This is a genomic window from Pinisolibacter sp. DMC100, from assembly GCF_056313705.1.
The window spans coordinates 1-13,829 of the sequence record NZ_JBQUZT010000011.1 but is presented as its reverse complement, the minus strand read 5'-3'; the positions used below and the strand labels follow the sequence as shown (position 1 = coordinate 13,829).

Genomic DNA, 13,829 nt, shown 5'->3' with positions numbered 1-13,829 from the left:
TCAAGCCACTCCTTCGGGCGCCGCGCGTCGCGGCCCCTCGAGCCTGTCGAGTACCAGTTCGAGCGAGCCCCGCCAATCGGGCAGGACGACGCCGTGGACGCCGGCGAGCTTTCCCGACTCGAGCCGCGACCGCGCCGGCCGCTTCGCCGGGGTCGGATAGGCCGAGGTCGCAATGCGATCGACCGCCGGGACCTTCAGTCCGCGTGCCGCGGTGCCTTCGAAGATCGCCTCGGCGAAATCCGCCCACGAGGCATCCGGCCCGCCGGCCCCCATGTGGAAGACGCCCTCGAGCGCAGGGTCCGCCGGCCGCGCGAGGAGATTGGCCGCGATCGCCAGGATGCCGTCGGCGATGTCGAAGGCCGAGGTCGGTGCGCCGATCTGATCGGCGACGACGCCGAGCCGGTCGCGCGTCTCGGCGAGGCGGAGCATGGTCTTGACGAAATTCGCCCCGAACGGCGAATGCACCCAGGCGACGCGCAGCACCACCGCCCGCGCGCCCGATCCGAGCACGGCTTCCTCGCCCGCCAGCTTCGAGGCGCCGTAGACGCCGAGCGGCGCCACCGGGTCGCTCTCGATCCAGGCGGTCGGCTTCGAGCCGTCGAAGACGTAGTCGGTCGAGAGATGGATCACCGGCACGCCGAGCGCGGCCGCGGCCTTCGCCACGCGGCCCGCACCACGGCCGTTGATCGCGAAGGCCAGATCCGCCTCGCTCTCCGCCTTGTCGACGGCCGTGTGCGCCGCCGCCGAGACGATCACGTCCGGCTTCACCGCAGCGAAGACCGCCGTAGCGTCGCCGTCCTCGGCGAGATCGAGTTCCGGGCGACCGACCGCGATTGCCGTGTGGCCCGCCGCCGCGGCCCGCTCGATCAGCGCCGTCGCGACCTGTCCGTTCCGGCCCGTCACCGCGATCCGCATCGGCTCACTTCGCTCCGGTCAGGACGCCGAGCCGCTCGCCGGCATAGACCTTGTCGCGCAGCGGGCGCCACCAGGCCTCGTTGTCGAGATACCAGCGCACCGTCTTCTCGATGCCGCTCTCGAAATTCTCCTGTGCCTTCCAGCCCAGTTCGGTCTCGAGCTTGGTCGCGTCGATCGCGTAGCGCGCGTCGTGGCCGGGGCGGTCGGTGACGAAGGTGATGAGGTCGGCGTGCGGATGGTTCTTCGGCGCCAGCCGGTCGAGGATCGTGCAGACGGTCCGGACGACGTCGATGTTCTTGCGCTCGTTGCGACCGCCGACGTTGTAGGTCTCGCCGAGCCGGCCCTTCGAGGCGATCAGGTGCAGCGCCCGGGCGTGGTCCTCGACATAGAGCCAGTCGCGGATGTTGGAGCCGTCGCCGTAGACCGGCAGCGGCTTGCCGTGCATCGCGTTGAGGATGACCAGCGGGATCAGCTTCTCGGGGAAGTGATAGGGCCCGTAGTTGTTCGAGCAGTTGGAGACGACCGTCGGCAGGCCGTAGGTCCGCCCCCAGGCGATCGCCAGATGATCCGACGCCGCCTTCGAGGCCGAATAGGGCGAGGAGGGATCGTAGGGCGTCGTCTCGGTGAAGAGCCCCTCGGCGCCGAGCGAGCCGTAGACCTCGTCGGTCGAGACGTGGAGGAAGCGGAAGTCGCGCTTCGCATCCCCCTCGAGCCCGTTCCAGAAATGGCGGGCGCTCTCGAGCAGGGTGAAGGTGCCCATCACGTTGGTGGTGACGAAGTCCGCCGCCCCGGTGATCGAGCGATCGACGTGGCTCTCGGCGGCGAGATGATAGATCCGGTCCGGCCGGAAGCTCGAAAAGACGCCGTCGACGGCGGCGCGATCGCAGATGTCGGCCTGGACGAAGCGATGGTTCGCCCGGCCCTCGACGGCGGCGAGGTTCCCGAGGTTGCCGGCATAGGTCAGCTTGTCGAGGGTCAGCACCTCGGCGCCGACCTCAAGCACGAGATGGCGCACCAGCGCCGACCCGATGAAGCCCGCTCCACCCGTCACCACGATCCGCATGTGTCACTCCCGATTGTCCGCCGCCGGCGGAAGAAGGCGTCAGGCAAAGACCGTCCCGAGTTCGGCGAGCCGCGGCTGCCGGCGATCCTTGGGCGACATCACGGCATCGGCCGCCGCGACCGGCCAGCGGATGCCGAGCGCCGGATCGTCGAAGGCGAGCCCGCGGTCGTGCTCGGGGCTGTAGGTGTCGGTCACCAGATAGGCGAGTTCGCAATCGTCCTCGAGCGTACAGAAGCCGTGGGCGAAGCCCGCGGGGATCCACAGCTGGCGGCCGTTCTCGGCCGTGAGCTCGAGTGCCGCATGCTGCCCGTAGGTCGGCGAGGAGGCGCGCAGATCGACCGCGACGTCGAGCACCCGGCCGCGCGGACAGCGCACGAGCTTGCCCTGCGCCCGCGGTTCCAGCTGGAAATGCAGGCCGCGCACCGTGCCCTTCGGCTTCGAATAGGACTGATTGTGCTGGACGAAGGTCACGTCGGCGACATTGGCGCGGAAGAGATCGTCGCGGAACACTTCCGAAAACCAGCCGCGCTCGTCGCCGTGTCGCTTCGGCGTGATCGCCACCAGCCCGGCCGGCTCGAGGAACGAGAATTCCATGGGCCATTCCCCCCGCGTGCCGTAGTGCCTGTCGGCCACCGGCCGTCTCGAGCCCCTGTCTAGTGCAGATCGGGCGACCGGCGCAACCCGTTGCCCGCGCGCGGCCTCACGCCTCCGCCTCGATCCGGTTGGCGACGAGGTCGCCGATCGCCAGCGACGAGGTGAGCCCCGGGCTCTCGATGCCTAGGAGGACGGCGAGCCCGGCGATGCCGTTAGCGGCCGGCGTCTCGATCCGGAAGTCCGCCGCCGGCTCCCCCGGCCCCGACAGTTTCGGCCGGACGCCGGAATAGTCCGGCACCAGCGCGCCGTCGGGAAGCCCCGGCCAGTAGCGGCGGATCGCGGCATAGAAGGTCTCACCGCGCGCCGGATCGACCGCGAAGTCGACCGCGTCGACGTCGTCGCCCGAAAGCCATTCGACGTCGGGGCCGAACCGCATCCGCCCGTCGAGTGCCAGCGTCAGATGCGTGCCGAGACCGCCGTCGACCGGGGCGGGATAGATCAGCCGCGAGAAGACCGGCTTGCCCGGATAGGAGAAATAGGAGCCCTTGGCGAGGCGGAGCTTCGGCCGCTCCGGTGCCGCGACGCCGTCGAGCTTCGCCAGCACCGCGTGGCTCCACGGCCCGGCCGCGACCACCAGCACCTTCGCCCGAACCGGCATCGCCGCGCCCTCGGCGACGAAGTCGAGATCGAAAACCCCGTCCGCCGCCCGGCCACCGACGAAGTCGTGGCCGAGGAGCACCGCCCCGCCGCCCGCCTCGACGTCGCCCTCGAGCGCCAGCATGAACTGATGGGTGTCGAGAATGCCGGTCTCGGCGACCTCGAGAGCCGCGACGGCGTTGAGCGTCGGCTCGAGCGCCAGGACCGCCGCCCGGTCGAGGAGGCGGGTGTTCTCCACCCCGTTCTCGACCGCCCGGCGGCCGATCCCCTCGATCGCCGCGATCTCGGCCTCGCTCGTCGCCACGACCAGCTTGCCGCATTTCGAATAGCCGATGCCGCGGGCGTCGCAGAAGGCGTAGATCCGCCGACGCCCCTCGACGCAGAGCCGATGCTTCAGGCTGCCGGTCGGGTAATAGATGCCGGAATGGATCACCTCGCTGTTGCGCGAGGAGATGCCGCTGCCGATGATCAACCCGCGCTCGAAGACGAACACCTCGCGGCCGCGCCGCGACAGATCCGCCGCGATCGCCAGACCGACGACGCCGCCGCCGATCACCGCGACGTCGATCTCCGTGCGCTCCGTCATCGCGGCCCCCGCTTCCTCAGGCGTCGAGATTGGCGGTGAGCGCGTTCTCGGTGATGAAGTCGCGGCGCGGCTCGACCTCGTCGCCCATCAGGCGGGTGAAGATCTCGCCGGCGTCGTCCGCCTCCTTGATCCGAACCTGCAGGAGCGAACGGATGTTGGGATCGAGCGTCGTCTCCCACAGCTGCTCCGGGTTCATCTCGCCGAGACCCTTGTAGCGCTGCATGGCGATGCCGCGGCGGCCCTGGGTGAAGACGGCGTCGAGCAACTCGCCCGGTCCGTGGACGACGGTGGTCGTCTCCTTGCGCCTGAGATGCGCCGGCCGGCCGAAGATCTCGGAGAGGCGGGCGGCATGGCCGTCGAGCTTGCGCGCGTCGAGCGAACCGATCAGGCCGGCGTCGAGCGTGCGGGTCTCGGCGACGCCGCGCAGCGTCCGCGTCACGACGATGCCGCCGTCTTCGCCGACATGGCCCGACCAGCCCTGCTCGTAGGCGTCGGCCAGCACGTCGAGCCGTTCGGCGAGGCGCTTGGCGGCAGCCTCGGCCTTCTCGCGGTCTTCGAGCAGCGCCTTCGACAAGGCACCGGCGATGGTCGCCTGTTCGACGATCGCCGGCAGATAGCGGTGATGCAGATTGTCGACGAGGCCGCGAATCTGCCGCGCCTCCTCGATCAGGCCCTTGAGGTCGAGGCCGGCGATCTCTTCGCCGGTCGAGAGCACCAGACGGGTGTCCTCGAGGCCCTGGTCGATCAGATAGTCCTCGAAGGCCTTCTGGTCCTTGAGGTACTGCTCCGACTTGCCGCGCGTCACTTTGTAGAGCGGCGGCTGGGCGATGTAGAGATAGCCGCGGTCGATCAGCTCCGGCATCTGCCGATAGAAGAACGTCAGCAGCAGCGTACGGATGTGCGCGCCGTCGACGTCCGCGTCGGTCATGATGATGATCTTGTGATAGCGGATCTTGTCGACGTTGAACTCGTCGGCGCCGATGCCGGTGCCGAGCGCGGTGATCAGCGTGCCGATCTGCTCCGACGACAGCATGCGGTCGAAGCGCGCGCGCTCGACGTTGAGGATCTTGCCGCGCAGCGGCAGCACCGCCTGGTTCTCGCGGTTGCGGCCCTGCTTGGCGGAGCCACCGGCCGAGTCACCCTCGACGATGAAGAGTTCCGACTTGGCCGGATCCTTCTCGGAACAGTCTGCGAGCTTGCCCGGCAGCGAAGCGACGTCGAGCACGCCCTTGCGGCGGGTGAGTTCGCGCGCACGCCGCGCCGCATCGCGCGCCGCAGCCGCCTCGATCACCTTGCCGACGACCGTGCGGGCCTCGGTCGGATGCTCCTCGAACCAGGTCGACAGCGCCTCGTTGAGCAGGTTCTCGACGACCGGACGGACCTCCGAGGAGACCAGCTTGTCCTTGGTCTGCGACGAGAACTTCGGGTCCGGCACCTTGACCGAGAGGACGCAGGTGAGCCCCTCGCGGCAGTCTTCGCCCGAGAGCGAGACCTTTTCCTTCTTCATCAGGCCCGAGGTGTCGGCATAGCCGGTCACCTGACGGGTCAGCGAGCCGCGGAAGCCGGCGAGATGGGTGCCGCCGTCGCGCTGCGGGATGTTGTTGGTGAAGCACAGCGTCTGCTCGTGATAGCTGTCGTTCCACCACATCGCGCATTCGACGGTGATGCCGTCCTTCTCGCTCTTGGTGTAGAGCGGCGCCGGCACGACGGCCTTCTTGGCGCGGTCGAGATACTTCACGAATTCGACCAGACCGCCCTCGTAGTGCAGCTTCTGCACCACGGTCTCCGGCCCGCGCCGATCCTCGAGCGTGATGTTGACGCCCGAATTGAGGAACGCCAGCTCACGCAGGCGGTGCTCCAGCGTGGCGAAGTCGAAGTCGGTCTTGGTGAAGGTCTCCGACGACGGCAGGAAGGTCACCTCGGTGCCGCGGCGGCCAGGCGCCGGGCCGACGACCTTGAGATCCTCGTCCGGCACGCCGTGACGGAACACCATGTGGTGCTCCTTGTCGTCGCGCCAGATGCGCAGATCGAGCTGGACGGAGAGCGCGTTGACCACCGAGACGCCGACGCCGTGCAGACCACCCGAGACCTTGTAGGAGTTCTGGTCGAACTTACCGCCGGCGTGCAGCTGCGTCATGATGACGTTGGCCGCCGAGACGCCCTCTTCGGCGTGGATGTCGGTCGGGATGCCGCGACCGTCGTCGCGCACCGTCACCGAACCGTCGGCGTTGAGGCCGACGTAGACCTCGGTCGCCCAGCCCGCCAGCGCCTCGTCGATGGCGTTGTCGACCACCTCGTAGACCATGTGGTGCAGGCCCGAGCCGTCGTCGGTGTCGCCGATGTACATGCCGGGGCGTTTGCGGACCGCATCGAGACCCTTCAGCACCTTGATGGAATCGGCGCCGTATTCGTCCGCGCCGTTCTTGGAACGGCCGTCGTCTCGGATGTCGCTCATGGGTCCTGGGTCACTTTCTTCGAGGTCGTGCGGAGAGATCTTCTACCCGCTCGCGCGCGCACGTTCAAACGCCCTGCGAGGGCGCGAAATGAGCTTGTGGATTCAACGGGTTGATTCCGGCCGAAAGATGACCCCCGGGGCCTCTCCCGTCGGCGAATCGCCACACCGACGCGCCGCGCGCCTCCCTCACGGCCTCGCGACGACGAAACGATAGTGATGACGCTTCTTGGCATAGCCGTTGCCGGCCCGATACAGCGGTGACGTCGCCTCGATCACGAACTCGTCGTCGCCGACGAAGCCGGCGTCGGGCGTGTAGGTGAAGCGGATCGCGGGAGCCCCGAGGCCGTCGCAACGGCCGCCACGCAATCGAACGACGTCGTCGACACGCTGGAGACGACCGTGTGTCGGCGGCGCCAGAAGTTCCACCTTCGGCAAGCCGATCACATGACACATCTGCGGATCGAAGAGCGCGCGAACCAGGAAGCTCGTGGGCTTGCCCGACCCGACACGCCAGACTTTGTCGTCGCTGAGAATCGGATGGGCCCAGCGTTCCCCCGCAGAGGCGGATGCTGCGACGAAAGGCGGCGCGAGGATCGCGGCGAACAACGAAAGAATGGCGAAATTCTTCATGGAAGACATCCGGACGTTGAAATCGACGTCCCGTTCTTCCTCTTGGGCGTGACAGGCGTGTGTCGACCCCCCTGCGCCTCCTTAGCGTGTCGCCACCGCGACGGCCGCACCGACCATCATCGTGCCCGCCGTGCGGTCGAGAATGCGCCGCGCGCCGGCGTCGCGGAAGAAGCCGCGCGCCTTGGCGGCGAGCCCGGCATAGACCGCTCCGACGATCGCCAGATCGACGAAGACGATCGCCGCGAGTTCGAGGAAGCCGACCGGCGTCAACGTCGCCAGATCGATCACGGACGGCAGCAGCGCCATGTAGAAGACGATGGTCTTGGGGTTGCCGAGCGTCAGCACCAACCCGCCGATCGTCACTCGGAGGAACGAGCGCTGCGCGCCCCGCTCCGCCGAGACCTCGTCGGCCTGCGGCTTCGCCGTCCAGAGCTGGAAGGCGAGGAAGACGAGATAGGCGGCACCCGCCCACTTCACGACGGTGAAGACGGTCTCGAACGTGTTGGCGAGCGCCGCGAGGCCGAGGGCGGCACAGGCGAGGAAGGTCAGATCGCCGAGGATCATGCCGAGCACCAGCGGCAGCGTGCCGCGAAACCCGACCGCCAGCGCCCGCGCCACCACGGCCGTCATGCCGGGCCCCGGCAGGAAGGCGGCGATCGTCAGCGCGACGGTGAAGGCGAGAAGAGTGGTCGGTTCCATGCGGCGGGCATCCTCGGCTCGGGGGACGCGGATGGTGCGCCGAGACGCTCGATCGCGCAAGCCGATGCCATGCCCTCGCCTCTCCCGAAACGAAAACGGCGGCCCGAGGGGCCGCCGTCGTCATGTCTCACGCGAGCGAACCGCTCACGCCTTGAGGATCGAGAGCCCCGCGTAGCGCGCGGCGTCGCCGAGCTGTTCCTCGATGCGGAGCAGCTGGTTGTACTTGGCGAGCCGGTCGGAGCGGGCGAGCGAGCCGGTCTTGATCTGACCGCAGTTGGTGGCGACCGCGAGATCCGCGATGGTCGAATCCTCGGTCTCGCCCGAGCGATGCGACATCACCGCGGTGTAGCCGGCCTTGTGCGCCATCTCGACCGCCTCGAGCGTCTCGGTCAGCGAGCCGATCTGGTTGACCTTCACCAGGATCGAGTTGGCCGTGCCCGACTTGATGCCTTCGGCCAGACGCTTGGAGTTGGTCACGAAGAGATCGTCACCGACCAGCTGCACCTTGTCGCCGATCAGGTCGGTCAGGTACTTCCAACCCTCCCAGTCGTCCTCGGCCATGCCGTCTTCGATCGAGATGATCGGATAGGCGGCGGCGAGCTTGGCGAGATACTTGGCCTGCGCCTTGGAATCGCGGGTCTTCTTCTCGCCTTCGTAGACGTACTTGCCGTCCTTGAAGAACTCGGTCGAGGCGCAGTCGGCCGCGAGGTACACGTCCTTGCCCGGCGCGTAGCCGGCCTTCTCGATCGCCGCCATGACGAAGTCGAGCGCGGCCTCGGCCGACTTGAGGTTCGGCGCGAAGCCGCCCTCGTCACCGACGTTGGTGTTGTGGCCGGCCTTCTTCAGCTCGCTCTTCAGCGTGTGGAAGATCTCGGCGCCGGCGCGCAGACCTTCGGCGAAGGTCGGCAGACCCGCCGGCATGATCATGAATTCCTGGAAGTCGATCGGATTGTCGGCATGCACGCCGCCGTTGATGATGTTCATCATCGGAACGGGGAGGACGCGGGCGTTGGGGCCGCCGACGTAGCGATAGAGCGGCAGGCCGGCCGCTTCCGCCGCCGCCTTGGCGACCGCGAGCGACACGCCGAGGATGGCGTTGGCACCGAGACGGGCCTTGTTGGACGTGCCGTCGAGCTCGATCATCGCGGTGTCGATGGCGATCTGGTCCTCGGCCTCCCAGCCGACGATCGTCTCGGCGAGCTCGCCGTTGACCGCTTCGACGGCCTTGAGCACGCCCTTGCCGAGATAAACCGACTTGTCGCCGTCACGCAGCTCGACCGCCTCGTGGGCACCGGTGGAAGCGCCCGAGGGAACGGCGGCGCGGCCGAAGGAACCGTCTTCCAGGACGACGTCCACCTCGACGGTGGGGTTGCCGCGGCTGTCGAGAATCTGTCGCGCCGAAATGTCGACGATGGTGGTCATGTGGATCTCCCTGGAAAGGACGCCCGACCGGGCGAGGTGTCACGCGGTGAGAAGACCGCGACTGCGGAAGACGTCGCGCGCACGTTCGATAAGCTCGTGCGACGGCGGTTGTGTGTCGGTGAGCGAATAGGCGATCCCTTCGGCCTGCCACTTGAACTCGCCGAGCGTGTGGAAGGGCAGCACGTCGACCCGCTCGACGTTGCCGAGGTCGGCGGCGAAACGCGCCAGCCCCTCGATCTCGTCGAACTTGTCGGTCAGCCCCGGCACCAGCACGTAGCGCAGCCAGACGGGCTTGCCCATCGCCGCCAGACGGCGGGCGAAGGCGAGCGTCGGCTCCAGCGCCACGCCGGTCAGGTCCTGGTAGGTCTCTTCCGAGAAGGCCTTGATGTCGAGCAGCACCAGATCGACGTCGGCGAGCAGTTCGTCGGTCGCATGCGAGCCGAGGAAGCCCGCCGTGTCGAGCGCGGTGTGGAGACCCATCTCCTTGGCGCCGCGCAGGATGGCGTGGCTGAAGTCGGGCTGCACCAGCGGCTCGCCGCCGGAGAGCGTCAGACCGCCCTTGGCATGGATCAGGAACTTGGCATAGCGGGCGAGCTCGTCGAGCACCTCCTTCGAGGTGGTCGGACGGCCGTGGTGCATGTGCCAGCTGTCGGGATTGTGGCAGTAGCGGCAGCGGAGCAGACAGCCCGCCAGGAACAGCACGTGGCGGATGCCCGGACCGTCGACGGCACCGCCGGTTTCGGTCGAGTGGATCCAACCACGGATCGCCGGGCGCTTCGCGCGCAGGCCCGAAGGCTTGCGCGCGGAGCTTTCCCAACCGGCGGTGGGGCGATCAATTGAGCCCATGGAACGTCCGCGAGATGACGTCGAGCTGCTGCTCGCGCGTCAGCTTGACGAAGTTCACGGCATAGCCGGACACGCGAATGGTCAGCTGCGGGTACTTCTCGGGATGATCCATCGCGTCCATCAGCGTCTCGCGATCGAAGACGTTGACGTTGATGTGATGGCCGCCCTGGAAGAAGTAGCCGTCGAGGAGACCGGTGATGTTGTCGATCCGGCTCTGCTCGTCGTTGCCGAGCGCCGAAGGCACGATGGTGAAGGTGTAGGAGATGCCGTCCTGCGAATGTTCGTAGGGCAGCTTCGCCACCGACGCCATCGAGGCGACCGGACCCAGCGCGTCACGACCGTGCATCGGGTTGGCACCCGGCGCGAAGGGCTCGCCGGCGCGACGACCGTCCGGCGTGTTGCCGGTCTTCTTGCCGTAGACCACGTTGGAGGTGATCGTCAGCACCGACTGCGTCGGCATCGCGTTGCGATAGGTCTTCTGCTTGCGGATGCAGTTCATGAAGGTCTCGACCAGCCACACGGCGATCTCGTCGACACGGTCGTCGTTGTTGCCGAAGGCCGGCCATTCGCCTTCGCGCTCGAAGTCGACGACGATGCCGCGCTCGTCGCGGATCGGCTTGACCTTGGCGAACTTGATCGCCGAGAGGCTGTCGGCCGCGACCGACAGACCGGCGATGCCGCAGGCCATGGTGCGCAGGATGTCGCGATCGTGCAGCGCCATCTCGATCCGCTCGTACATGTACTTGTCATGCATGTAGTGGATCGAGTTCAGCGCGCCGACGTAGACCTTGGCGAGCCATTCCATCATCGGCACGAGCTTGGCCTTGACGTCCTCGAAGTCGAGCACGTCGCCGGCCACCGCCGCGAAGGTCGGACCGACCTGCTCGCCCGACTTCTCGTCGCGACCACCGTTGATCGCGTAGAGCAGCGTCTTGGCGAGGTTGGCGCGGGCGCCGAAGAACTGCATCTGCTTGCCGATCCGCATGGCGGAGACGCAGCAGGCGATGCCGTAGTCGTCGCCCCAGTAGGGACGCATCAGGTCGTCGTTCTCGTACTGGATCGACGAGGTGTCGATCGAGGTCTTGGCGCAATAATCCTTGAAGCCCTGCGGCAGCTTCTCCGACCACAGAACCGTCAGGTTCGGCTCCGGCGCCGGGCCGAGGGTGGTCAGGGTGTGCAGGAAGCGGAAGGACGAGCGGGTGACGAGCGGACGGCCGTCGAGGCCCATGCCGCCGATCGATTCCGTCACCCAGGTGGGATCGCCCGAGAACAGCTGGTCGTATTCCGGCGTGCGCAGGAAGCGGACGATGCGCAGCTTCATGACGAAATGGTCGATCAGCTCCTGTGCCGCCGCCTCGTCGAGAACGCCTTCGTCGAGATCGCGCTCGATGTAGACGTCGAGGAAGGACGACACGCGGCCGAGCGACATGGCAGCGCCGTTCGCCTCCTTGACCGCCGCCAGATAGGCGAAATAGGTCCACTGCACCGCTTCGCGGGCGTTCTCGGCCGGACGCGAGACGTCGCAGCCGTATTTCGCCGCCATCGCGACGAGTTCCTTCAGCGCGCGGATCTGCTCGGCGATCTCCTCGCGCAGACGCAGCACGTCTTCCGACAGCACGTCGAGTTCGAGGCTCGCACCTTGCGCCTTCTTGTCCTCGATCAGACGGGCGACGCCGTAGAGCGCGACGCGGCGATAGTCGCCGATGATGCGACCGCGGCCATAGGCGTCCGGCAGGCCGGTGATGACGCCCGACTTGCGGCACTTCAGCGCCTCGGGAGTGTAGACGTCGAAGACGCCGTCGTTGTGGCTCTTGCGGACGTTCGGGAACACCTCGGCGAGCCAGGGCTGGCCCTGGAAGCCATAGGCCTCGAGGCCGTTCTTGACCATGCGCCAGCCGCCGAACGGCATGATCGCGCGCTTCAGCGGCGCATCGGTCTGCAGGCCGACGATCTGCTCGAGGTCACGGTCGATGTAGCCGGCACCGTGGCTGACGATCGAGGAGATCACCGAACCGTCGACGTCGAGAACGCCGCCCTTGGCGCGCTCGGCGGCGAGGACTTCCTTGAGCTTCGTCCACAGCGCCTCGGTGCGCGCGGTCACCGGCGCGAGGAAGCTCGCGTCGCCCTCGTAAGGCAGAACGTTGCGCTGGACGAAGTCGCGTACGTCGATCGCCCGGTTCCAGGAACCGGGCACGAAACCCCGCCAGGGGTCGACCCGGTCGGTGGCGTTTGCATCGGCGACGTCGCGAGAATGGATGTTCATGGTCCCGAACCTCGGTTTCGGCGCCCGCCCTCTCCTGAGCGCGCGCTCTGGCTCCCTGTCGACTTTGATCCTAATACTTTCGGATTAAAGTCATCATACGTGTTGTCCCGTGATCGTGATGCAGGCGAACATGTCCGTCATGCATCATGCGCCGACCGTGGCGATCCTCAAGACATTCGTCGAGCCGGTGACGCCGTCGCCCGCCGTCACCACGATCAGATCGCCGTCCACGGCGATTCCCTCGGATTTCACTGCCGTTACGGCACCGTCGATCTTGGCCCGGAACCCGTCCGGCACCGCGGCGACCACCGAGTGGACGCCGTAGGCGAGCATCATACGCCGAGATATGGCGATCGAACGAGCAAAACACAGGATCGGCACGTCGGGACGTTCGCGCGACGCCCGCAGCGTCGTCGAACCCGACGTCGTGTAGGTGACGATCGCCGCCGCGCCGATCGCCTGGGCGACGCCGTGCGCCGCCACGGTGATGGCGTCGGAGGGCGAGGCGCGCTCCGTCTCGGCGCGCTGGGCATCGACCATCTGACGATGGGCCGGATCGCGTTCCACCCGCTCGGCGATGCGGTTCATGATCGTCACCGCCTCGATCGGATAGGCACCCGCCGCCGTCTCGGCCGACAGCATCACCGCGTCGGCGCCGTCGAAGATGGCGGTGGCGACGTCGGAGGCCTCGGCGCGGGTCGGCGCCGGCGCCGTGATCATCGATTCCAGCATCTGGGTGGCGACGATCACCGGCTTGCCGGCGCGGCGCGCCTCGCGGACGATCCGCTTCTGCAGGCCCGGCACGTCCTCGGGCGGCATTTCCACGCCGAGGTCGCCGCGCGCCACCATGATGCCGTCGCAGAGCTCGACGATGGCTTCGAGATGATCGATCGCCTGCGGCTTCTCGATCTTGGCGAGCAGCGCCACCCGGTCGCCGACGAGGCCGCGGGCCTCCTCGACGTCGGCCGGACGCTGGACGAAGGAGAGCGCCACCCAGTCGACGCCGGCGTCGAGCGCGAAGGCGAGGTCGGCGCGGTCCTTGGGCGTCAGCGCCGAGATCGGCAGGGCGACGCCGGGGACGTTGACGCCCTTGCGGTCGGAGAGCGCGGTGCCGGAGATCACGCGGGTCTCGGCGAAGTCGGGGCCACAGGCGACGACCTCCAGCCGCACCTTTCCGTCGTCGAGCAGCAGCTCGGCGCCGGGGACGAGGGCTGCGAAGATCTCGGGATGCGGCATGCCCACCCGGGTCTCGTCGCCCGGATTGGCCTTGTCGAGGTCGAGGCGGAAGGCCTGACCTTCGCGGAGGGCGATCTTGCCCGCCGCGAAGGTCGAGAGCCGCAGCTTCGGCCCCTGCAGGTCGGCCAGCACGGCGATCGGCCGGCCGGTCTTGGCCTCGAGATCACGAATGATCCGGAGGCGCTGCAGGTGGTCCTCGTGAGCGCCGTGGCTGAAGTTGAGGCGGAAGACGTCGACGCCGCTCGCGAAGAGGGCAGCGATCACCGCCGCATCGGACGACGCCGGACCCAGCGTCGCCACGATCTTGGTGCGGCGCTTGCGCAGGATGCGGCCGGCCGTCTCGGCCACGAAGCTTTCACGAGGCGCGTTCATGTCAGATCAGGGCTCCCATCGCGACCGCGGTATCGCTCATGCGGTTGGAGAAGCCCCACTCGTTGTCGTACCAGGAGAGGACCGACACGAA

At 67.8% G+C, this 13,829-nt stretch carries 11 protein-coding genes; all 11 read right to left on the bottom strand.

The features are described from left to right. A complete protein-coding gene (gene rfbD, locus ACT541_RS19850) occupies window positions 1-915 on the bottom strand; it encodes a dTDP-4-dehydrorhamnose reductase (protein ID WP_476139003.1) in 915 nt (304 codons plus the stop codon). A gap of 4 nt (window positions 916-919) precedes the next feature. Continuing rightward, window positions 920-1,978: a dTDP-glucose 4,6-dehydratase gene (gene rfbB, locus ACT541_RS19845; protein WP_476139001.1), complete on the bottom strand. Its 1,059-nt coding sequence runs from the start codon at window positions 1,976-1,978 to the stop codon at window positions 920-922. A gap of 39 nt (window positions 1,979-2,017) precedes the next feature. After that, window positions 2,018-2,572 (bottom strand): dTDP-4-dehydrorhamnose 3,5-epimerase, encoded by a 555-nt coding sequence (gene rfbC / locus ACT541_RS19840; protein ID WP_476138999.1) that lies wholly within the window; start codon window positions 2,570-2,572, stop codon window positions 2,018-2,020. A 106-nt stretch (window positions 2,573-2,678) separates the two neighbouring features. After that, window positions 2,679-3,815: an NAD(P)/FAD-dependent oxidoreductase gene (locus ACT541_RS19835; RefSeq protein WP_476138997.1), complete on the bottom strand. Its 1,137-nt coding sequence runs from the start codon at window positions 3,813-3,815 to the stop codon at window positions 2,679-2,681. A 16-nt stretch (window positions 3,816-3,831) separates the two neighbouring features. After that, on the bottom strand, window positions 3,832-6,270 hold the full coding sequence (gene gyrB, locus ACT541_RS19830) for a DNA topoisomerase (ATP-hydrolyzing) subunit B (protein WP_476138995.1): 2,439 nt from the start codon (window positions 6,268-6,270) through the stop codon (window positions 3,832-3,834). 186 nt (window positions 6,271-6,456) lie between these two features. Continuing rightward, window positions 6,457-6,900 carry an Ig-like domain-containing protein gene (locus ACT541_RS19825; protein ID WP_476138993.1) on the bottom strand — a complete coding sequence of 148 codons (444 nt, stop codon included), beginning with the start codon at window positions 6,898-6,900 and terminating at the stop codon, window positions 6,457-6,459. 81 nt (window positions 6,901-6,981) lie between these two features. Continuing rightward, window positions 6,982-7,599: a LysE family translocator gene (locus ACT541_RS19820; RefSeq protein ID WP_476138991.1), complete on the bottom strand. Its 618-nt coding sequence runs from the start codon at window positions 7,597-7,599 to the stop codon at window positions 6,982-6,984. Between the two features lie 144 nt (window positions 7,600-7,743). Further along, complete coding sequence (eno, locus tag ACT541_RS19815) at window positions 7,744-9,021, bottom strand: phosphopyruvate hydratase (RefSeq protein WP_476138989.1); 1,278 nt, start codon at window positions 9,019-9,021, stop codon at window positions 7,744-7,746. Window positions 9,022-9,060: 39 nt separating this feature from the next. Next, on the bottom strand, window positions 9,061-9,867 hold the full coding sequence (gene pflA / locus ACT541_RS19810; protein WP_476138987.1) for a pyruvate formate-lyase-activating protein: 807 nt from the start codon (window positions 9,865-9,867) through the stop codon (window positions 9,061-9,063). Then, the gene (pflB, locus tag ACT541_RS19805; protein WP_476138985.1) at window positions 9,854-12,130 is read right to left on the bottom strand and encodes a formate C-acetyltransferase; all 2,277 of its coding nucleotides are present in this window, start codon (window positions 12,128-12,130) and stop codon (window positions 9,854-9,856) included. Before pflB ends, pflA begins: the two co-directional genes overlap by 14 nt. Window positions 12,131-12,274: 144 nt before the next feature. After that, complete coding sequence (pyk, locus tag ACT541_RS19800; RefSeq protein WP_476138983.1) at window positions 12,275-13,738, bottom strand: pyruvate kinase; 1,464 nt, start codon at window positions 13,736-13,738, stop codon at window positions 12,275-12,277. Window positions 13,739-13,829 lie beyond the last annotated feature (91 nt).

What these genes read in the sequence shown, in the direction of transcription:
- rfbD (WP_476139003.1), bottom strand. Translation starts at nt 915, where the DNA reads ATGCGGATCGCGGTGACGGGCCGGAACGGACAGGTCGCGACGGCGCTG.
- rfbB (WP_476139001.1), bottom strand. Translation starts at nt 1,978, where the DNA reads ATGCGGATCGTGGTGACGGGTGGAGCGGGCTTCATCGGGTCGGCGCTG.
- rfbC (WP_476138999.1), bottom strand. Translation starts at nt 2,572, where the DNA reads ATGGAATTCTCGTTCCTCGAGCCGGCCGGGCTGGTGGCGATCACGCCG.
- ACT541_RS19835 (WP_476138997.1), bottom strand. Translation starts at nt 3,815, where the DNA reads ATGACGGAGCGCACGGAGATCGACGTCGCGGTGATCGGCGGCGGCGTC.
- gyrB (WP_476138995.1), bottom strand. Translation starts at nt 6,270, where the DNA reads ATGAGCGACATCCGAGACGACGGCCGTTCCAAGAACGGCGCGGACGAA.
- ACT541_RS19825 (WP_476138993.1), bottom strand. Translation starts at nt 6,900, where the DNA reads ATGAAGAATTTCGCCATTCTTTCGTTGTTCGCCGCGATCCTCGCGCCG.
- ACT541_RS19820 (WP_476138991.1), bottom strand. Translation starts at nt 7,599, where the DNA reads ATGGAACCGACCACTCTTCTCGCCTTCACCGTCGCGCTGACGATCGCC.
- eno (WP_476138989.1), bottom strand. Translation starts at nt 9,021, where the DNA reads ATGACCACCATCGTCGACATTTCGGCGCGACAGATTCTCGACAGCCGC.
- pflA (WP_476138987.1), bottom strand. Translation starts at nt 9,867, where the DNA reads ATGGGCTCAATTGATCGCCCCACCGCCGGTTGGGAAAGCTCCGCGCGC.
- pflB (WP_476138985.1), bottom strand. Translation starts at nt 12,130, where the DNA reads ATGAACATCCATTCTCGCGACGTCGCCGATGCAAACGCCACCGACCGG.
- pyk (WP_476138983.1), bottom strand. Translation starts at nt 13,738, where the DNA reads ATGAACGCGCCTCGTGAAAGCTTCGTGGCCGAGACGGCCGGCCGCATC.